The sequence below is a fragment of the Priestia sp. D3YE.R1 genome (assembly GCF_049199565.1).
In the GTDB taxonomy this organism is placed as follows: Bacteria; Bacillota; Bacilli; order Bacillales; family Bacillaceae_H; genus Priestia; species Priestia aryabhattai.
In genome coordinates, this window is the sequence record NZ_JBLTHW010000001.1 from 547,326 (window position 1) to 565,875 (window position 18,550).

Here is an 18,550-nt window from a genome sequence, read left to right on the forward strand (position 1 = left end):
GGGGTTTTCTCTTTCTTGTACACCAATAATGAAAATCAGAATGACTAAGTCAGCATGTGCATGAAAAAAATCATAAATTTTTCTATCAAAAGTCATATTTTAATAGGACAACGTCATAACTATATAGTGTCCTAATTTACTCTCGCAATGGATGTCATATTCCATGAACTCATAGATCGGAGGGGATCTTTTGGAAAAGGTGGATGTATTTAAAGATATCGCTGAACGTACAGGAGGCGATATATATTTAGGTGTGGTGGGAGCAGTTCGAACAGGAAAATCTACATTTATTAAAAAATTTATGGAGCTGGTGGTCCTGCCTCACATCGAGAACGAGGCAGAAAGAGCTCGCACACAAGATGAACTACCACAAAGTGCAGCTGGAAAAACGATTATGACAACTGAGCCGAAATTCGTACCGAATCAAGCAGTTAATGTTTTGGTAGATGACGGGCTAGAAGTTAACATACGGTTAGTAGATTGTGTAGGATATACAGTGCCAGGCGCTAAAGGGTACGAAGATGAAAATGGACCTCGAATGATCAATACACCTTGGTATGAGGAACCAATTCCATTTCATGAAGCGGCTGAAATTGGAACGAGAAAGGTCATTCAAGAACACTCAACGATTGGTGTCGTCATTACAACAGATGGCTCAATTGGAGATATACCTCGTCAAGATTACGTGGAAGCAGAAGAGCGCGTCATTAATGAGCTAAAAGAAGTAGGCAAACCATTTATCATGGTCATTAATACCGTACAGCCATATCATCCTGATACAGAAAAGCTTCGTGCAAAGCTTAATGAAAAATATGATATCCCAGTATTAGCGATGAGTGTGGAAAGCATGCGCGACACTGATGTGATGAACGTATTAAGAGAAGCGCTATACGAGTTCCCTGTGTTAGAAGTCAACGTTAATCTACCAAGCTGGGTAATGGTTTTAAAAGATAAACATTGGCTGCGTGAAAGCTATCAAGAAGCCGTTAAAGAAACGGTAAAAGATATTAAGAGGCTGAGAGACGTTGAACGGGTAGTAGAGCAATTTAGCCAGTTTGAGTTTATCGATCAGGCTCGATTAGCCGGAATTGAGATGGGGCAGGGAATTGCCGAAATTGACTTATACGCTCCAGATGACTTATATGATCAGATTTTGAAAGAAATCGTGGGAGTAGAAATTCGCGGAAGAGATCATTTGCTGCAGCTAATGCAAGACTTTGTGCATGCAAAAACTGAGTATGATCAAGTCTCTGATGCACTTCGTATGGTTAAACAAACGGGTTATGGTGTAGCTGCACCTTCGCTTTCAGATATGAGCCTTGATGAACCTGAAATTATTCGCCAAGGATCGCGTTTTGGAGTTCGTTTAAAAGCAGTAGCACCTTCTATACACATGATTAAAGTGGATGTAGAATCAGAATTTGCGCCGATTATCGGAACGGAGAAGCAAAGTGAAGAATTAGTTCGTTATTTGATGCAAGACTTTGAAGATGATCCGCTTTCAATTTGGAATTCAGATATATTTGGCCGCTCTCTAAGTTCAATCGTAAGAGAAGGGATTCAAGGAAAGCTGTCGCTGATGCCTGAAAATGCGCGATATAAGTTAAAAGAAACGCTAGAACGGATTATTAACGAAGGATCTGGAGGTTTAATCGCGATTATTTTATAAGAATATAACGTTAGGCTCCTCATAAAGGAGCCTCTTCTTTTTGGATAGATCATACAAAACTTTACATATATTGTGATAGATCGCGTGGTTATCCTATTCCTGCGTTATTTTCTGCTTGCTATGCCTTGTTCAATATGTTAATCTTTTAACAGAAATCGATCGATCATACTGTTTTCACTACATACACACGGCAGATGAATGAAAAACATTGAATTATTTAGTTCAATCGTTTATGATTAGGCTTGTCGATACATAGGTTATGTATAATATCCATTTGTTTTGTTAAAGAATGAGATATAACGAATTACTAGATTCCTTTTCTAACAAGGTTTTTAGTTATTATATGATCCGATTTTGGGAGGAGGTGAATGGCATGAACAAGACAGAATTAATTAATGCTGTTGCAGAAGCAAGTGAGCTTTCAAAAAAGGATGCTACAAAAGCAGTTGATGCTGTTTTCGATACAATTTTAGAAGCTTTAAAAGCTGAGGACAAAGTTCAACTTATCGGTTTTGGTAACTTCGAAGTACGTGAACGTGCTGCTCGTAAAGGACGCAATCCACAAACTGGCGAAGAAATCGAAATTCCTGCTAGCAAAGTTCCTGCATTCAAACCAGGTAAAGCTCTTAAAGATGCTGTAAAATAATATCTACATAAAATGGCTTTATTCATAGCCGTTGATGAAGAGCTTTGAAAGGTCGCACATTTGCGACCTTTCTTTTTTGCCTTTGGTATATACATATGCTAGAATTTTTTTCATAAAGTCGTAATGCAACGAATTGGAGGGCAACAACATGTCATCTGTAAATAAACCACAGATCGAACAAGCTGTGAGACTAATTTTAGAAGCAATTGGCGAAGATCCAAACCGTGAAGGATTATTAGATACACCAAAGCGAGTAGCTAAAATGTATGAGGAAGTCTTTTCCGGGTTGAATGAAGATCCAAAAGAGCATTTTAAAACAGTTTTTGGAGAAGATCATGAAGAGCTAGTGCTTGTAAAAGATATTCCTTTTTACTCTATGTGTGAACACCACTTAGTGCCTTTTTACGGAAAAGCTCATGTTGCGTATATTCCAAAAGGCGGACGAGTGACCGGTTTAAGTAAGCTGGCAAGAGCGGTAGAAGCTGTTGCGAAACGTCCTCAGCTTCAGGAGAGAATTACATCTACAGTGGCGGATTCTATTGTAGAAACATTAGAGCCTCACGGGGTAATGGTAGTAGTGGAAGCAGAGCACATGTGTATGACCATGCGAGGCATTAAAAAGCCTGGGGCTATGACAATCACTTCTGCTGTGCGTGGAGTGTTAGAACACGATGCAAGTTCTAGAGCTGAAGTTTTATCATTGATTAAATCATAATGTGGATGATGAAGGAGAAGAGAATATGACACAAAAAGGAACGCCAGAGTATATTGTCATTAAAGCGGTCGAAGATGGAGTTAACGTAATTGGCTTAACGCGAGGAGCAGATACGCGATTTCATCATTCAGAAAAACTAGATAAAGGCGAAGTGATGATTGCGCAGTTTACTGAGCATACATCAGCAATTAAAATTCGTGGCAAAGCCGTCGTTCAGACTGTTCACGGAGAAATTGAATCCGATACGAAAAAATAAGCAGGGATTTTCCTGCTTTTATTTATATTTAAAATAGATGAATAAGAACAGGAAAAACATGGTGAAACTAAAAGCAATATCTTAAATTACTATCTAAGAAATCAAGATGGTATGTAGATGAACGGTGTTCAAGCGGATGAGCAGCTAAAGGATTTAAACCGTGAAAAAGCTTCAAAAGAATTTAAAGGATATTTTATAATGTAATTATGTTATAATTGACACTATCGATTTGGAGTTAAAAGAACTTTAAACAAATAGTTGATGGAAAGGGAGACAAGGATGATGAGCGTAAAAACCATCTATGATATTGTGGCCAACATGAAAGAACAGCTTCATGTTGAATTAAGTCATCCATATGTAAAAAAATATATTCATCATCCGCGTATTGATGAAAATAGATTACTGTACATGTGTTCGTTCTTAGATACTCTTTCAATGGAAGAAGAAAAAAAGAACAGCTCTGTGCTATCTGTGATGCTCGTTCAAACCGCACTTGATACCCACGATCTAGTCTCCACTCAAAATGTTAGCGGAAATGAAGGGAAGCTGCATGAGCGGCAGCTGGTAGTTTTGGCCGGAGATTATTACAGCGGCCTGTACTATTACTATTTAGCTCAAAGCAGCCAGCTGAATTTAATGAAAGTTATAGCATCTGCTATTAAAGAAATTAATATCGCTAAGATACACATTTATAACAATCGCTCTACTAATCCACACGACGTTATGAATAGTTTTTTAGCAGCAGAATCATCGTTTGTAAGATGCTTATGTGACTATTTTGAACGTGAAGAGTGGAAAGAACTTTTAAAACATGCAGCGTATTTGAACGGGATATTAAAGCAATTAAAGTCATTACAGCATAAAGAGCCTACTCTCTTGCTAAACTATTGCAAACAAATTGGCATGAATCAAGAACAAATAAAAGAATACCTTTATTCGTATACTCAACAGTCTGTAAATATTGTTAGAGGATACTTCCGAAGTGAATTTGCAATGAATGAGTCTTTAAGAGAGCACTTAGATGAACTTACATCTAGCTTAGAAGTGTTGAAAAATGTCGTAGGAGAAGGATAGAGATATGCAGCAATCAAAAGAACAGCGTGTCCATGGCGTATTTGAAAAAATATACAAAAATTATGATCAAATGAATTCTGTTATTAGTTTTCAGCGTCATAAGGCATGGCGCAAAGATACGATGAAGCGAATGAATGTTCAAAAAGGAACAAAAGCTTTAGATGTTTGTTGCGGAACTGCGGATTGGACGCTAGCTATGGCTGAAGCAGTTGGAGAAACAGGAGAGGCAGTTGGCCTGGATTTTAGTCAAAATATGCTAAAGATTGGTGAAGAGAAAGTAAAAAACTCACCTTTTTCAAATATTACCTTACTACATGGCAATGCAATGGAACTTCCTTTTGAAGATAATTCATTTGACTATGTAACAATTGGATTCGGACTGCGCAACGTGCCTGATTACCTTCAAGTTTTAAAGGAAATGCAGCGCGTCGTGAAACCTGGCGGAAAAGTGGTTTGCCTTGAAACGTCTCAGCCAACGATGATTGGCTACCGACAAATGTACTTGCTTTATTTTAAGTATATTATGCCTGCGCTTGGAAAGATGGTCGCTAAAAGTTATGATGAATATTCATGGCTTCAAGAGTCAGCTAGGGACTTTCCAGGTCAAAAGCAATTGGCTGATATGTTCCGTGAAGCCGGTTTGACAGATGTTGAAGTGAAATCTTACACAGGTGGAGTAGCAGCGATGCATCTAGGGTACAAACGATAAAAGAGAAAAAGCTTGTCCTACAGGTGCAACAGCCTGTAGGATAAGGAGTAAAGAATGAATATATAATGCAAGGTGAGTCCAATGAAACTAAAAATGATGTACGCTTTTTTGAATACGGATATTACCCTTATTGAGAAAGAACTTGAACAAACTGTTCATACCGATGAAACACTTATCACAGATGCTTCTCTTCACCTTTTACAAGCAGGGGGGAAACGAATTCGCCCTGTATTTGTTTTGTTGGCAGCTAAATTTGGGCATTACAACATCGACCAAATCAAACATGTGGCAGTAGCGCTTGAGCTGATTCATATGGCGTCTCTTGTTCATGATGATGTTATTGATGACGCTGATAAGCGACGCGGAAAACCAACAATTAAGGCAAAATGGGACAATCGTATTGCTATGTATACTGGGGATTACATCTTTGCTCGTGCACTTGAAGTTATGAGTGAGGTTAAAGATGTGGAAGCACATAAAATTTTATCTAATACGATGGTGGAGTTAACGCTCGGTGAAATTGAACAGATTAAGGACAAATACAACCTAAACCAAAACTTACGCGTGTATCTGCGTAGAATTAAACGTAAAACGGCACTGCTAATTGCTGCAAGCTGTCAGTTAGGCGCAATTGCAGCGGGAGCTCCTGAAGATATACATAAACGTTTATTTTGGTTTGGATATTACGTGGGAATGTCATTTCAAATTACCGATGACATTTTAGATTTTATCTCATCAGAAGAACAGCTTGGGAAACCAGTTGGCAGCGACTTATTGCAAGGAAATATTACGCTGCCAGTTTTGTATGCCATTGAAAATGCTGAGTTTCGAGATAAAGTAGAACAGCTTTTCGAGAGGGAATATGAGCAAGAGCTGATCAATGAAATTATTTCTGATATTAAATCTTCTAACGCCATTGAACGTTCATTTGAGATGAGCGATCGTTATCTGCAAAAAGCGATGAGCATTTTAGAAGAACTGCCGCCAAACAAGGCGAAAAAAACGCTGCATCAAATTGCGAAGTACATTGGAAAACGGAAATTTTGATTTATTTACTTTCATAAGTTGTAAACTGCTCGAAACAATGTTAATATCTTCATGAGGTGTGATTGCGCTTTCAAAACTTGTTTACATATCATGAACTTCAGGGGTGGAGAGTAAAATGATACAAAAAACGTTTTTAATGGTCAAACCAGACGGGGTACAAAGAAGCATTATTGGTGAGGTTATTTCTCGCTTTGAGAAAAAAGGTTTTCAATTAGTTGGAGCTAAGCTTATGCATATTTCGCAGGAATTAGCTGAAACACACTACGGTGAACATAAAGAGAAACCTTTCTTCGGTGAGTTAGTGAAATTTATCACATCAGGTCCAGTTTTTGCTATGGTGTGGGAAGGTGAAAACGTGATTTCAGTATCACGTCAAATGGTGGGGAAAACTAACCCTCAAGAAGCGCTTCCTGGAACTATTCGAGGTGATTATGGACTGATTGTCGATAAGAATATTATTCACGGCTCAGATTCACCAGAAAGTGCGGAGCGTGAAATCAGCTTATTCTTTGAAAGTGAAGAGCTGACTTTCTATAAAAAAGACGCAGACGCTTGGATTTACTAATCTAGATAGCGCAAAGAGACGAATGAATTTTCATTCGTCTTTTTTGTTGTGTTTATAAATAGGCTTCTAGGCTATTAAGTGCAAAGATTTCCTTACATAAACATTTTCATAATGTATTCCGATATATTAATAAGAAGATAAGCGTATATAAAGGTTTTATTTCTTTATACGTCTAACATAAATGTATAGGAATGAGAAAGGAGAGTCAAAAATGATAGATGAATACGACGCGTTTGTGGAGAAAATAAAAACAAAAACAGGCATTGATTTGTCACTATATAAGCAGTCTCAAATGCACCGCCGCCTCACCTCGCTGTATGAAAAAAAAGGATTTACTAGTTTTTTTGAATATTATCGAGCAATGAACAGTAACAACGAACTGCTTGAGGAGTTTTTAGATCGGATGACGATTAACGTGTCAGAGTTTTATCGCAATTATCAGCGGTGGGATATATTGGAGCAAAAAATTTTACCGACTCTTGTAAAAGGAAAAACAGATCTGAAAGTGTGGAGCGCTGCCTGTTCAACAGGGGAAGAGCCATATACACTAGCGATGGTTTTATCAACATTTTTTCCGCTTTCGCGTATTTCTATATTGGCGACCGATTTGGATGAAAAAGTGATAGAAAAAGCAAAAGTAGGCTTTTATGATGAACGTTCACTTCAGGAAATGCCTGTTTCGATGAAAAATAAGTACTTTCAACAAAGAGGAACCGGGTACTTATTAGATGAAAAAATCAAAAAAACAGTTGTTTTTCAAAAACATAACTTACTGTCAGACTCTTTTCCTAAAAACGTTGACTTGATTGTTTGTCGAAATGTGCTTATTTATTTTACAGATGAAGCAAAGCATACTTTATATGAAAAATTTAGCAGAGCTTTAGCACCTGGCGGCATCTTATTTGTAGGAAGCACAGAGCAGGTTTTTACTCCGCAAAAGTATGGATTTGAAACGGCTGATACGTTTTTTTACAGAAAAGTAAAGACCATTTAATTGAGATAACTTGAAGCGATTTCTTACAAGCGGAGGTGAAACTTTTTATATATTCTTATGTTATAGTATGGTATAGTCATATTTAAAAATGGAAAAATTCTGACGAATAATACATATTAAGCGGAGGTACGATTATGCGATATTTAACAGCAGGAGAATCACACGGTCCACAGTTGACTACTATTTTAGAAGGTGTTCCGGCAGGGCTTCCTTTAACAGCCGAAGACATCAATACAGATTTAGCGCGAAGACAAAAAGGTCATGGTCGCGGAAGACGTATGCAAATTGAAAAAGATCAAGCGGAAATTTTAAGCGGTGTCCGCCACGGCTATACGCTAGGATCTCCTATTACGTTAGCGGTAGAAAATAACGACTGGAAACACTGGACAAAAATTATGGGCATCGAGCCAATTTCTGAAGAAGAATCAGAAGAAGTAAAGCGTAAAATCTCAAGACCAAGACCAGGGCATGCCGATTTAAACGGCGCTATTAAATATGGTCATCGCGATATGAGAAATGTATTAGAACGTTCTTCAGCTCGTGAAACAACTGTAAGGGTAGCAGCAGGTGCTGTGGCTCGTCAAATCCTTGCTCAGTTCGGGATTTCTGTAGCTGGACATGTATTAGAAATTGGCGGCGTACAGGCAAATCCGCCTCAATACAAAAGTTTAGAGCAACTTCAAGAAGTCACTGAAGCTTCTCCAGTAAGATGTTTTGACTCAGCTGTTGAGAAAGACATGATGCAAGCAATCGATGATGCTAAGAAAAACGGCGATTCTATCGGAGGCGTAGTAGAAGTTATTATTGAAGGCGTGCCAGCAGGAGTAGGCAGCTATGTCCATTACGATCGTAAATTAGATGCGAAGATTGCTGCAGCCGTTATGAGCATTAATGCATTTAAAGGCGTTGAGTTTGGGATTGGATTTGAAGCGGCTCGCAGACCAGGAAGCGAAGTTCATGACGAAATTCTATGGGATGAACAGAATGGATATACCCGTAAAACAAACAACTTAGGCGGCTTTGAAGGCGGCATGACAACAGGTATGCCAATTGTAGTACGCGGTGTAATGAAACCTATTCCAACGCTTTACAAGCCGTTAAAAAGTGTTGATATTGAAACAAAAGAAGCCTTCGAGGCAAGCATCGAACGTTCAGACAGCTGCGCTGTGCCGGCAGCAAGCGTTGTCGCAGAAGCCGTTGTAGCTTGGGAATTGGCTGATGCGCTAATCGAACAGTTTGGACAAGACCGAATTGATTTAATTGCTGAAAATATTGAGAAAATGCGTGCACATGCGAGGGAGTTTTAATGTTGCAAATTGATATTCAAACTTTATCCAAAACATATCCTCTTTATTTAGGAAATGGATTAATTAAAAAGCTGCCTTCTATTATTGAGAGTGTAAAACCTAATCTGTCGTCCGTGTTAATCATCACTGATTCAGCTGTAGATGCATATTATGGAGAAGCGGTTGTAAAAGCGATTGAGACGCAGTTTAAAGTGGCTAAATACGTAGTGCCAAGCGGTGAACATGCAAAGTCATTTCAACATTACTACGATTGTCAGACATTTGCACTCGAGCAGCAGCTTGACCGCAATGCGCTCGTTATTGCTTTCGGCGGAGGGGTAGTTGGCGATTTAGCTGGATTTGTAGCCGCTACATACATGAGAGGGGTTTCGTTTATTCAAGTGCCAACGACGCTTCTTGCTCACGATAGTGCTGTAGGTGGTAAAGTAGCCATTAATCATGAGCTTGGAAAAAATATGATTGGCGCTTTTTATCAGCCTGAAGCGGTTGTTTATGACATTGATCTTCTTAAAACGCTTCCTGAAAGAGAGTGGCGTTCCGGTTTTGCAGAAGTGATTAAACACGCTTTTATTCACGATGAAGCATTTTATGAATGGCTTCAGCAAAATATACAATCGCTGACTGATTTACAAGATGAAAAATTAATTTATGCTATCCAAAGCGGTATTTTAGTCAAAGCATCTGTTGTAAAAGAAGATGAGACAGAAGCTGGCGTTCGCGCTCACCTGAACTTTGGACATACGTTAGGTCATGCTATCGAAGCAGAGTGCGGCTATGGACAAATCAGTCACGGAGAAGGCGTAGCCATTGGGATGCTGTTTGCTATGAAAGTCAGCAATACGCTTGGGAAAAGTGAGTTCCCTGTAGCTGAAATTGCGAAATGGTTTGAAAAATTTGGCTATGAGACGTCTGTTCCAAACCACCTTTCAGCTGAAAAGCTGCTCGTGAGAATGAAAGCAGACAAGAAGTCCAAATCAAGCAATGTTCATATGGTACTGCTTGAAGGCATAGGAAAACCTTTTGTTCAACAAGTAGAAGATGAAGTAATTCTTAAGCTGCTGAATGAAGAGCTTCAAGCGTAGTTTCTTCAAAAGCCAAGTAGATAGTAGTTGACAAATGAATTTGAAACGTACTACAATTGGTAACAAGTTAGTTTAGAGATTTTAGTTATGAGAAAACAATAGACAGTTTAGTTGAGATTAGGGTAGACGAGAATGAGACAGTTGAGCAGAGTTTAGTTGAGTGAATTTTACCATTCGTATACCCAAAGGCCCATTTTTGATGTGTCTTTGGGTTTATTTATTATATCCTCTTTTATATCACCTCATCTATTCTCATTCTCCATGAAATGGAGGATTGAAAGATATGACGAACACGTATACTTCTTTTTTAGAAGACTCTACAAAGTATTTAACCATTCCAATCATAAAAAAAATATTTATCGATAGCATGACACCTGTTGATCTTTTTCAACAGGTAAAAGATGAAGCTGTATATTTACTTGAAAGTAATGATGAATCATCACCATGGTCCAATTATTCTTTTATTGGCTTGAATCCATTTTTGTATGTAGAAGAAGAGAACGGAACCTATCTAGCGAAAAACAAGCAGCTTCAACCTGTGCTGCAAGGAGACAGCTTTAAAGAGGTATTTTGTAAAATTCAGCAAGAGCTGAAAGTGAAAGTACCAGACCTTGCACTTCCTTTTAAAGGAGGAGCAGTAGGGTTTATCAGCTACGACGCAGTATCGCAAATTGAAAAAGTAAACGTACATGCTCAAAACGATTTGAACATGCCTACTTTTCACTTTATCTATTGTCAAACGATGCTCGCTTATAATCACCAAACAAAAGAGCTTATGGTGATTCATTACATTCAGCTTGATGAGCAAGATAAAGAACAGCAGAAAAAAGAAAAATATAACGAAGCTCTAACGGAGATCAATCGATATGTTGAAAGAATAGCGCAGACGGTGAAAGAAAAGCCCATGATGTTTGAAAGCGAGCAGCGCGAAGTTAGCTTTGAAGGCGTGACATCGTCATACCAAAAAGATAAATTTGTGCAAGATGTGGAAAAAATTAAGGAATACATTAAAAGCGGAGATGTTTTTCAAGCCGTATTGTCGCAGAGATTTCAAATTGATACGACCGTAGCTGGATTTGATATTTACAGAGTATTGCGATTAGTTAATCCCTCTCCTTATTTATTTTACGTGAAAGTAAAGGGAGTGGAATTGATCGGAAGTTCCCCTGAGCGATTGATTCAAATTGAAAACGGCCATTTAGAAATTCATCCAATTGCAGGAACGAGAAGACGCGGCAGAGATGCAGAAGAAGATGCTCGCTTGTATGAAGACTTAATTAACGATGAAAAAGAGCGGGCAGAACACTATATGCTCGTGGACTTAGCAAGAAATGACATCGGCCGAGTTGCACAGTATGGAAGTGTCCAAACGCCAGTATTAATGCAACAGGTTAACTTTTCGCACGTCATGCACTTGATTTCTAAAGTGACAGGACGCCTGGATGAAAAAGTACATCCTATTGATGCGCTGCTTTCTGCATTTCCAGCGGGTACCGTATCTGGCGCTCCAAAAGTGCGGGCGATGCAAATCTTAAATGAAATTGAACCAGTTGCGCGAAATGTATATGCAGGAACCGTAGCATATCTCGGATTTGATGGAAACATTGATTCGTGCATTGCGATTCGCACCATTCTTTTGAAAGACCAAACCGCTTATATACAGGCCGGAGCAGGAGTGGTTGCTGACTCAAAACCGGAGCTTGAGTGGAAAGAAACCCGCAATAAAGCTAGCGCTTTAATTAAAACAATTCAATTAGCTCAAGACATCTACGATAAAAAGGAGGATGTATATGTTTAAAGGATTGTTGAAAAAGTGTTTGCGCGGCGAGTCACTTTCAGCGGAAGAAGCAGAAAAAATTATGAATGATATTATGAACGGTAAAGTCCCGGCAGCTCAAATTGCTAGCGTGCTAACCATCTTAACGTACCGAGGAGAAACCGTCGATGAAATTGTTGGGTTTGTCCGAGGTATGAAAAACAATATGAATGCTATTTCTCTAGAAGAATTAAACGTAGTAGATACGTGCGGTACGGGAGGAGACGGCGCCTCTACTTTTAATATTTCGACGGCTAGTGCGATTGTGGCATCTGCTGCCGGAGTAAAGGTTGCGAAACACGGGAATCGCGCCGTGTCTTCTAAAAGCGGAAGTGCAGACGTGTTAGAACATCTGGATATATGGATTCAAGGAAATGAAAAAGAAGTGAAAAATGCGGTGGCTGACCTCAACATGTCCTTTTTATTTGCGCCGCTTTATCACCCTGCTATGAAGCACGTTGCTGCTACTCGAAAGGAATTAGGGTTTAGAACCGTTTTTAATGCATTAGGTCCGTTAGCAAACCCTACTAACTGCACAAAGCAAGTAATCGGCGTTTATTCTATTGAGCTTGCACGGAAATTAGCAGAAGCGCTTGTTGTACTGGGAGCGAATCACGTCCTGCTTGTTGCGGGCAGAGATGGTTTAGATGAAATTAGTGCCACGGATGTAACGGATGTTGTAGAAGTACAGGGCAATGTCATTACAGAATATACGCTTGCACCAGAAGATGTACTCTTACAGAGAGGGAAGCTTGAAGACTTGGTGGTAGAAGACGCGAAATCGAGTGCAGAGCTCATTGAATCTCTATTTTTAAATAAAAGTAATGTAACTGCTAAAAATGCAGTCGTGTTGAACTCTGCTGCAGCTATTTACGTTAGCGGAAACGTTTCTACTTTTGAAGAAGGAGTAGCTGTAGCTTTAGAAACAATTGAATCAGGTGCTGCATACACGCAATTACAACGATTGAAATCGAAAAAGGTGGTTGAACATGCTCAATAAAATTATTGAAACAAAAAAAGAAGAAATTCAAAACCTACAGTTACCGGAACAGCAAAATGTTACAAAACGATCATTTTTAGAAGCTTTATCAAATCCGAATCGAGAGCTGGCTCTTATTGCAGAAGTAAAAAAAGCCTCTCCTTCCAAAGGATTAATAAAAGAGAATTTTCAGCCTGTGGAAATTGCTAGAGCCTACGAGGAAGGAAAAGCAGATGCTTTGTCTGTGTTAACGGATCAGCACTATTTTCAAGGACATCGAACGTTTTTAAGTGATATTAAACAGCATGTCTCTATTCCTGTACTTCGCAAGGATTTCATCATTGATTCCATTCAAGTGGAAGAAAGTGCACGAATTGGTGCCGATGCTATTTTACTCATTGGAGAAGCACTTGAACCATTAAAATTGCAAGAGCTTTATCTTCAAGCTGCTGAAAAAGAGTTAGATTGTTTAGTAGAAGTGCATTCTTTAGAAACGCTCGAACAGCTGTTAGCTGTATTTACGCCGAAAATTATTGGCATTAATAATCGAAATCTTCATACGTTTGAAACCAGCGTGCAGCAGACCAAAGAAATTGCCAAGCACGTTCCGAAAGATCAGCTGTTAGTGAGTGAAAGCGGCATTTACTTATACGATGATGTTTCCTACGTAAAAGAAGCTGGAGCAAAAGTTATTTTAGTAGGAGAATCGCTTATGAGACAGGATAATCAAACCAAAGCGATTGAAAAGCTGTTTGGGGAAAGTGAATATGCTTATTAAGTATTGCGGTATTCGATCAAAACAAGATATAGCTTTAATCGAAAAGTCGGCTGCTACTCACATTGGCTTTATTTTCTACCCTAAAAGTAAACGATATGTAAAGCCTGAACGAGTAAATGAGTTTGTAACGGATGAAATAAAAAAACAAGTCTCGCTAGTAGGGGTATTTGTTAATACACCGGTGGATCAAATGCTTGAAATTGCCTCCGTGACAAATTTAGAGGTTATTCAGTGCCACGGGCAAGAAACAGCTGCTGAAGTACGTGAGTTAAAGCAGCGTGGATATGAAGTGTGGAAAGCACTCCCGCACAATAAAGAGACGCTGCAGCAAATGCATGTATATGAAGAAGCTGACGGTTATGTAATTGACAGCAAGGTTAAAGAACAATTCGGAGGAACGGGCGTCGCTTTTGATTGGAGCTTCGTTCCTCAGTATGAATCAGCTGCACGAACGTTAGGTAAAAAATGCTTTATTGCTGGAGGAATCAATGCTTTTAACATTGAGAACTTGTTACCTTACAAGCCTGGGGCGATTGATATTTCTGGCGGTATTGAAACAAATGGAACGAAGGACTATACAAAAATTATAGAGATTGAAAGGAAGATCATACTATGACATACAATCATCCTGATGAATTTGGCCGCTTTGGTGAATTTGGCGGAAAATACGTACCTGAAACATTAATGAAACCACTGGAAGAAGTAGAAGCAGCTTTGAATGAAGCAATGAAAGATCCAGCATTTAAAGATGAATATCTATCCTTACTCGTCAATTACTCAGGGCGACCAACGGCTTTAACATATGCTGATAATATTACCGAAACACTCGGCGGAGCAAAAATTTATTTAAAACGTGAAGACTTAAATCATACGGGTGCTCACAAAATCAATAATGCCATTGGACAGATTTTACTGGCTAAACGTATGGGCAAAACAAAAATTATTGCTGAAACAGGAGCGGGTCAGCACGGGGTAGCGACAGCTACAGTAGCTGCAAAGTTCGGAATGGAATGTAAAGTATTCATGGGAGAAGAAGATATTGAACGTCAGGCGTTGAACGTCTTTCGCATGAAGCTTCTAGGAGCAGAAGTCATTCCTGCAACTTCTGGAACAAAAACGCTAAAAGATGCAACAAATGAAGCAATTCGCTACTGGGTTCAACACTGTGAAGATCATTTTTACTTAATTGGTTCGGCAATTGGACCGCATCCTTATCCTAAAATGGTTCGAGATTTCCAAAAAATTATTGGAGAAGAAGCAAAAGAACAGTTTACAGCGGTAGAAGGAAAACTTCCGAATGCTGTCGTGGCATGCGTCGGAGGCGGCAGTAATGCAATCGGCATGTTTTATGATTTTATTAAAGAAGAAAATGTACGCTTGATTGGGGTAGAAGCAGGGGGGAAAGGACTAAATACAGCCCTTCATGCTGCTAAAATGGCTAAAGGCACAAAAGGTGTTATTCACGGAACGCTCACGTATTTACTTCAAGATGAAAATGGTCAAATTACAGAGCCTTATTCTATTTCAGCAGGTTTGGATTATCCGGGTATCGGTCCAGAGCATTCTCACCTTTCATCTATTGGACGAGTAGAATATGAAAGTGTAACGGATGATGAATCAATCGAAGCTCTTCAGCTATTGGCGAAAACAGAGGGAATCATCCCGGCTATTGAATCCGCCCATGCGCTAGCAAAAGCATTTGAACTGGCTAAAAGCATGACGAAAGAAGAAACCATTTTAATTTGCTTATCAGGTCGAGGAGATAAGGACGTTCATACATTAGTAAACTTGCTAGAAGGGAAGGAAGAAGAACATGAATACGTTTGAAGCGAGACTACCTAAACATGAAACATTATTTATTCCATTTATTACAGCGGGAGATCCTCATGAAGATGCAACGGTGGAGATTGCTTTGTCTTTGCAAAAGCAAGGTGCTTCTATTTTAGAGCTGGGCGTACCGTATTCCGATCCTTTAGCAGATGGTCCAATTATTCAAGAGGCGTCTAAAAGAGCTTTATCTGGCGGCATGTCTATTTCAAAAGCTATTAAGCTTGTATCGGTGATGAGAAAAAAAGGTGTGAAAATACCGGTAATTCTCTTTACCTATTTTAATCCTGTGTTACAATTAGGTTTAGAATCCTTTTTCGCGTTAATGCGAGAAAATGAAATAGATGGAGTGCTAATTCCGGATTTACCGTACGAAGAGAGTGGCCGTATCCGGGAGCTTGCCGCTGAAAATGAAGTTGTGTATATTTCAATGGTTGCTCCTACATCTAAAGAGCGTATTCAAAAAATTGCTGCAGATGCAACGGGCTTCTTATACTGCGTGTCGTCTTTAGGCGTTACCGGGGTTCGCTCTACGTTGCCACCTGATATTGGGACCTTTTTAGAAGATGTGAAAGCAGCAGCTTCTATACCGGTTGCCGTCGGTTTTGGGATTTCAACAAGCGAACAAGTAGAGGTATTAAAAGAACACAGCGACGGCATTGTAATTGGAAGTGCAATTGTTAATAAAATTGGCCAGCTTGAAGAAGTTCTTTTAAATAAGGATACACGCCGAGACGGATTAAATCAAATTGAGGAGTATGTTGCATCCATCGTTTCGCCTATACAAAAATGCGAGGTGTGACACGGTGAAGGTAAAAGAACAATTACTAACTTTATCTCCATATAAACCAGGTAAGCCAATTGAAGAAGTGAAGCGTGAATTTAATTTAGATCGCGTTGTAAAATTAGCATCCAATGAAAATCCTTACGGCAGCTCTGCTTTAGTAAAAGAGGCGATTGCTGCAGAAATTGAAAATATGGCGCTTTATCCAGACGGTTATGCAGCTGAACTGCGTGCAGCAGTAGCAAAACACGTAGGTGTAGAGCAAGATCAGCTGATTTTTGGAAATGGGTCTGATGAAGTCATTCAAATTATTTGCCGAGCTTTGCTATCGGCTGATACAAATACTGTCATGCCAACGCCATCATTTCCTCAATATAAGCACAATGCCGTAATTGAAGGTGCAGAAATTCGTGAAGTACCGCTGCGCGGTGGAGATCATGATTTAGATGCTATGCTTCGTGCCATTGATGAAAATACGACAATTGTATGGGTATGCAGTCCTAATAACCCAACGGGAACGTATGTGAAGGGCGATGAATTAATTTCCTTTATGAAACAAGTTCCTAAGCATACGTTAATTGTTATGGATGAAGCGTATTTTGAGTATGCAGCAGATCAAGCCGACTATCCGAATACGGTAGAGCTTTTGAATCAATACGAAAACTTAATTGTACTTCGCACATTTTCAAAAGCATACGGCTTAGCTTCTTTGCGTATTGGTTACGGTATTGCAAACGAATCATTGCTACAAAAAATTGAGCCGGCTCGTGAACCTTTTAATACAAGCCGCATGGCTCAAAAAGCAGCAATCGTTGCTCTTGAAGACCAAGCGTTCATTGAAGAGTGCAAAAAGAAAAATGAAGCAGGTTTGCAGCAGTACTATGCTTTCTGTGATAAGAATGGCTTAAACTTTTATCCTTCTTTCACTAATTTTGTTCTAATTGATTTTGGCCGTCAAGGCGATGAAGTGTTTCAATTTTTATTGCAGCGCGGATTTATCGTTCGTTCAGGGAATGCACTAGGCTTCCCAACTTCTGTTCGTATTACGGTGGGAACAAAAGAACAAAATGAACAAATCATTGAATTGCTTCAGCAGTTTGTTAACCAAGAAACGGCGAAAGCTTAATACCTAATATAGTAAAAGATGAGAGTGTGATTTCACACTCTCATCTTCATATGTACAATGAGGTGAAGGAAAGTGAAAGGAAATGTTTTTGTTATAGGCCTGGGATTAATTGGAGGATCTCTTGCGCTTAATATAAAAAAGACGCATCATCATCTTGATGTAATAGGTTTTGACATTAATCATGAGCAGCTGGAGCTCGCTAAAACTCTAGGCGTAATTGACCAAGCGGCTTCTTCTCTGCAACAAGGCGCTGAGCAAGCGGATTATATTGTTATTGCCATTCCGGTCAACCAAGCAGCGGAAGTACTAAAACAGTTCGAACACTTTACGCTCAAGCAGTCTGTCATCGTAACAGACGTAGGAAGTACAAAAGAAGAAGTCGTGAAGACAGCCGAGGTTCTTATTTCTAAAGGCATTGAGTTTATCGGCGGTCATCCAATGGCGGGGTCTCATAAAAGCGGAGTAGCTGCTTCTAAAGCTCATTTATTTGAAAATGCAATGTATGTATTAACACCTTCATCTTCTACTTCTTCGGAGGCTTTAGACAGCTTAAAGGAATTGCTAAATGGTACAAAAGCTAAAATTATTGTGATGTCACCAAAAGAACATGATAAATTAGCAGGTGTCATTAGCCATTTTCCACATATTATTGCTGCAAGCCTTGTTCATCAAGCAGAACATTACCAACAAGACAATCAGCTAGTTTCGCAGCTTGCGGCTGGAGGGTTTCGTGATATTACACGTATTGCTTCAAGCAGTCCAGCGATGTGGAGAGATATTTTGCTTCATAACCAGGATGCGCTTCTGTCAATGTTTGACCACTGGCTTGAAGAAATGAACGACGTGCGAAATATGATCGAACGAAAAGATGCGAACGATATCTATACATATTTTTCACAAGCAAAACAATTTAGAGATCGGCTTCCTGTACGAACCAAAGGAGCAATTCCATCCTTTTACGATCTCTATGTGGATGTTCCTGACTATCCGGGTATTATCTCAGAAGTGACCGGTTATTTAGCAGAAGATGAAATCAGTATTACAAACATTCGAATTTTAGAAACACGAGAAGACATATACGGAGTATTACGTTTGAGCTTTCAAACAGAGGAAGATAGAAAGCGGGCAAGAGCGTGTCTCCATCAGCATCAATATCAGACGTTTATTTCTTAATGT

Annotated in this window: 19 protein-coding genes; all 19 read left to right on the forward strand. The window is 39.3% G+C overall.

The window, feature by feature from the left end:
• Positions 1-190 precede the first annotated feature (190 nt).
• The 19 genes from spoIVA to ACOZIR_RS02955 all read left to right on the forward strand — a co-directional run bounded on the left by spoIVA (position 191) and on the right by ACOZIR_RS02955 (position 18,547).
• A complete protein-coding gene (gene spoIVA, locus ACOZIR_RS02865; protein ID WP_013059017.1) occupies positions 191-1,669 on the forward strand; it encodes a stage IV sporulation protein A in 1,479 nt (492 codons plus the stop codon).
• A 373-nt stretch (positions 1,670-2,042) separates the two neighbouring features.
• Positions 2,043-2,315, forward strand: a complete 273-nt coding sequence (locus tag ACOZIR_RS02870) for an HU family DNA-binding protein (RefSeq protein ID WP_013059016.1) — start codon at positions 2,043-2,045, stop codon at positions 2,313-2,315.
• 148 nt (positions 2,316-2,463) lie between these two features.
• A complete protein-coding gene (gene folE, locus ACOZIR_RS02875; RefSeq protein ID WP_013059015.1) occupies positions 2,464-3,030 on the forward strand; it encodes a GTP cyclohydrolase I FolE in 567 nt (188 codons plus the stop codon).
• A gap of 25 nt (positions 3,031-3,055) precedes the next feature.
• The gene (mtrB, locus tag ACOZIR_RS02880) at positions 3,056-3,286 is read left to right on the forward strand and encodes a trp RNA-binding attenuation protein MtrB (RefSeq protein WP_028411509.1); all 231 of its coding nucleotides are present in this window, start codon (positions 3,056-3,058) and stop codon (positions 3,284-3,286) included.
• Between the two features lie 279 nt (positions 3,287-3,565).
• On the forward strand, positions 3,566-4,360 hold the full coding sequence (locus tag ACOZIR_RS02885) for a heptaprenyl diphosphate synthase component 1 (RefSeq protein WP_045292900.1): 795 nt from the start codon (positions 3,566-3,568) through the stop codon (positions 4,358-4,360).
• Positions 4,361-4,364: 4 nt separating this feature from the next.
• Entirely contained in the window at positions 4,365-5,069 is a 705-nt protein-coding gene (locus tag ACOZIR_RS02890; protein ID WP_013059012.1) for a demethylmenaquinone methyltransferase, read from the forward strand.
• 81 nt (positions 5,070-5,150) lie between these two features.
• The gene (hepT, locus tag ACOZIR_RS02895) at positions 5,151-6,116 is read left to right on the forward strand and encodes a heptaprenyl diphosphate synthase component II (RefSeq protein WP_013084891.1); all 966 of its coding nucleotides are present in this window, start codon (positions 5,151-5,153) and stop codon (positions 6,114-6,116) included.
• A 115-nt stretch (positions 6,117-6,231) separates the two neighbouring features.
• A complete protein-coding gene (gene ndk / locus ACOZIR_RS02900) occupies positions 6,232-6,681 on the forward strand; it encodes a nucleoside-diphosphate kinase (RefSeq protein WP_013059010.1) in 450 nt (149 codons plus the stop codon).
• A gap of 211 nt (positions 6,682-6,892) precedes the next feature.
• Entirely contained in the window at positions 6,893-7,675 is a 783-nt protein-coding gene (locus tag ACOZIR_RS02905; RefSeq protein WP_045292899.1) for a CheR family methyltransferase, read from the forward strand.
• Positions 7,676-7,809: 134 nt separating this feature from the next.
• Positions 7,810-8,982 (forward strand): chorismate synthase, encoded by a 1,173-nt coding sequence (aroC, locus tag ACOZIR_RS02910; protein ID WP_045292897.1) that lies wholly within the window; start codon positions 7,810-7,812, stop codon positions 8,980-8,982.
• The gene (aroB, locus tag ACOZIR_RS02915) at positions 8,982-10,064 is read left to right on the forward strand and encodes a 3-dehydroquinate synthase (RefSeq protein WP_045292895.1); all 1,083 of its coding nucleotides are present in this window, start codon (positions 8,982-8,984) and stop codon (positions 10,062-10,064) included. The genes aroC and aroB overlap by 1 nt, the downstream gene beginning before the upstream one ends.
• A gap of 283 nt (positions 10,065-10,347) precedes the next feature.
• Positions 10,348-11,862 carry an anthranilate synthase component I gene (trpE, locus tag ACOZIR_RS02920; RefSeq protein ID WP_310878413.1) on the forward strand — a complete coding sequence of 505 codons (1,515 nt, stop codon included), beginning with the start codon at positions 10,348-10,350 and terminating at the stop codon, positions 11,860-11,862.
• Positions 11,855-12,880, forward strand: coding sequence for an anthranilate phosphoribosyltransferase (trpD, locus tag ACOZIR_RS02925; protein WP_045292893.1), 1,026 nt, complete (start codon positions 11,855-11,857; stop codon positions 12,878-12,880). The genes trpE and trpD overlap by 8 nt, the downstream gene beginning before the upstream one ends.
• Entirely contained in the window at positions 12,870-13,637 is a 768-nt protein-coding gene (gene trpC / locus ACOZIR_RS02930) for an indole-3-glycerol phosphate synthase TrpC (RefSeq protein ID WP_045292891.1), read from the forward strand. Before trpD ends, trpC begins: the two co-directional genes overlap by 11 nt.
• Positions 13,627-14,253: a phosphoribosylanthranilate isomerase gene (locus ACOZIR_RS02935; protein ID WP_045292889.1), complete on the forward strand. Its 627-nt coding sequence runs from the start codon at positions 13,627-13,629 to the stop codon at positions 14,251-14,253. Before trpC ends, ACOZIR_RS02935 begins: the two co-directional genes overlap by 11 nt.
• On the forward strand, positions 14,250-15,464 hold the full coding sequence (gene trpB / locus ACOZIR_RS02940; protein ID WP_045292887.1) for a tryptophan synthase subunit beta: 1,215 nt from the start codon (positions 14,250-14,252) through the stop codon (positions 15,462-15,464). Before ACOZIR_RS02935 ends, trpB begins: the two co-directional genes overlap by 4 nt.
• Complete coding sequence (gene trpA / locus ACOZIR_RS02945) at positions 15,451-16,266, forward strand: tryptophan synthase subunit alpha (protein ID WP_029714672.1); 816 nt, start codon at positions 15,451-15,453, stop codon at positions 16,264-16,266. The genes trpB and trpA overlap by 14 nt, the downstream gene beginning before the upstream one ends.
• Before the next feature lie 4 nt (positions 16,267-16,270).
• Positions 16,271-17,374, forward strand: a complete 1,104-nt coding sequence (hisC, locus tag ACOZIR_RS02950) for a histidinol-phosphate transaminase (protein WP_411303773.1) — start codon at positions 16,271-16,273, stop codon at positions 17,372-17,374.
• A gap of 72 nt (positions 17,375-17,446) precedes the next feature.
• Positions 17,447-18,547: a prephenate dehydrogenase gene (locus tag ACOZIR_RS02955; protein WP_421535507.1), complete on the forward strand. Its 1,101-nt coding sequence runs from the start codon at positions 17,447-17,449 to the stop codon at positions 18,545-18,547.
• Positions 18,548-18,550 lie beyond the last annotated feature (3 nt).

What these genes read in the sequence shown, in the direction of transcription:
- ndk (WP_013059010.1), top strand. Translation starts at nt 6,232, where the DNA reads ATGATACAAAAAACGTTTTTAATGGTCAAACCAGACGGGGTACAAAGA.
- ACOZIR_RS02885 (WP_045292900.1), top strand. Translation starts at nt 3,566, where the DNA reads ATGATGAGCGTAAAAACCATCTATGATATTGTGGCCAACATGAAAGAA.
- folE (WP_013059015.1), top strand. Translation starts at nt 2,464, where the DNA reads ATGTCATCTGTAAATAAACCACAGATCGAACAAGCTGTGAGACTAATT.
- mtrB (WP_028411509.1), top strand. Translation starts at nt 3,056, where the DNA reads ATGACACAAAAAGGAACGCCAGAGTATATTGTCATTAAAGCGGTCGAA.
- ACOZIR_RS02905 (WP_045292899.1), top strand. Translation starts at nt 6,893, where the DNA reads ATGATAGATGAATACGACGCGTTTGTGGAGAAAATAAAAACAAAAACA.
- trpC (WP_045292891.1), top strand. Translation starts at nt 12,870, where the DNA reads ATGCTCAATAAAATTATTGAAACAAAAAAAGAAGAAATTCAAAACCTA.
- trpA (WP_029714672.1), top strand. Translation starts at nt 15,451, where the DNA reads ATGAATACGTTTGAAGCGAGACTACCTAAACATGAAACATTATTTATT.
- ACOZIR_RS02890 (WP_013059012.1), top strand. Translation starts at nt 4,365, where the DNA reads ATGCAGCAATCAAAAGAACAGCGTGTCCATGGCGTATTTGAAAAAATA.
- ACOZIR_RS02870 (WP_013059016.1), top strand. Translation starts at nt 2,043, where the DNA reads ATGAACAAGACAGAATTAATTAATGCTGTTGCAGAAGCAAGTGAGCTT.
- aroB (WP_045292895.1), top strand. Translation starts at nt 8,982, where the DNA reads ATGTTGCAAATTGATATTCAAACTTTATCCAAAACATATCCTCTTTAT.
- aroC (WP_045292897.1), top strand. Translation starts at nt 7,810, where the DNA reads ATGCGATATTTAACAGCAGGAGAATCACACGGTCCACAGTTGACTACT.
- ACOZIR_RS02935 (WP_045292889.1), top strand. Translation starts at nt 13,627, where the DNA reads ATGCTTATTAAGTATTGCGGTATTCGATCAAAACAAGATATAGCTTTA.
- hepT (WP_013084891.1), top strand. Translation starts at nt 5,151, where the DNA reads ATGAAACTAAAAATGATGTACGCTTTTTTGAATACGGATATTACCCTT.
- trpD (WP_045292893.1), top strand. Translation starts at nt 11,855, where the DNA reads ATGTTTAAAGGATTGTTGAAAAAGTGTTTGCGCGGCGAGTCACTTTCA.
- trpE (WP_310878413.1), top strand. Translation starts at nt 10,348, where the DNA reads ATGACGAACACGTATACTTCTTTTTTAGAAGACTCTACAAAGTATTTA.
- trpB (WP_045292887.1), top strand. Translation starts at nt 14,250, where the DNA reads ATGACATACAATCATCCTGATGAATTTGGCCGCTTTGGTGAATTTGGC.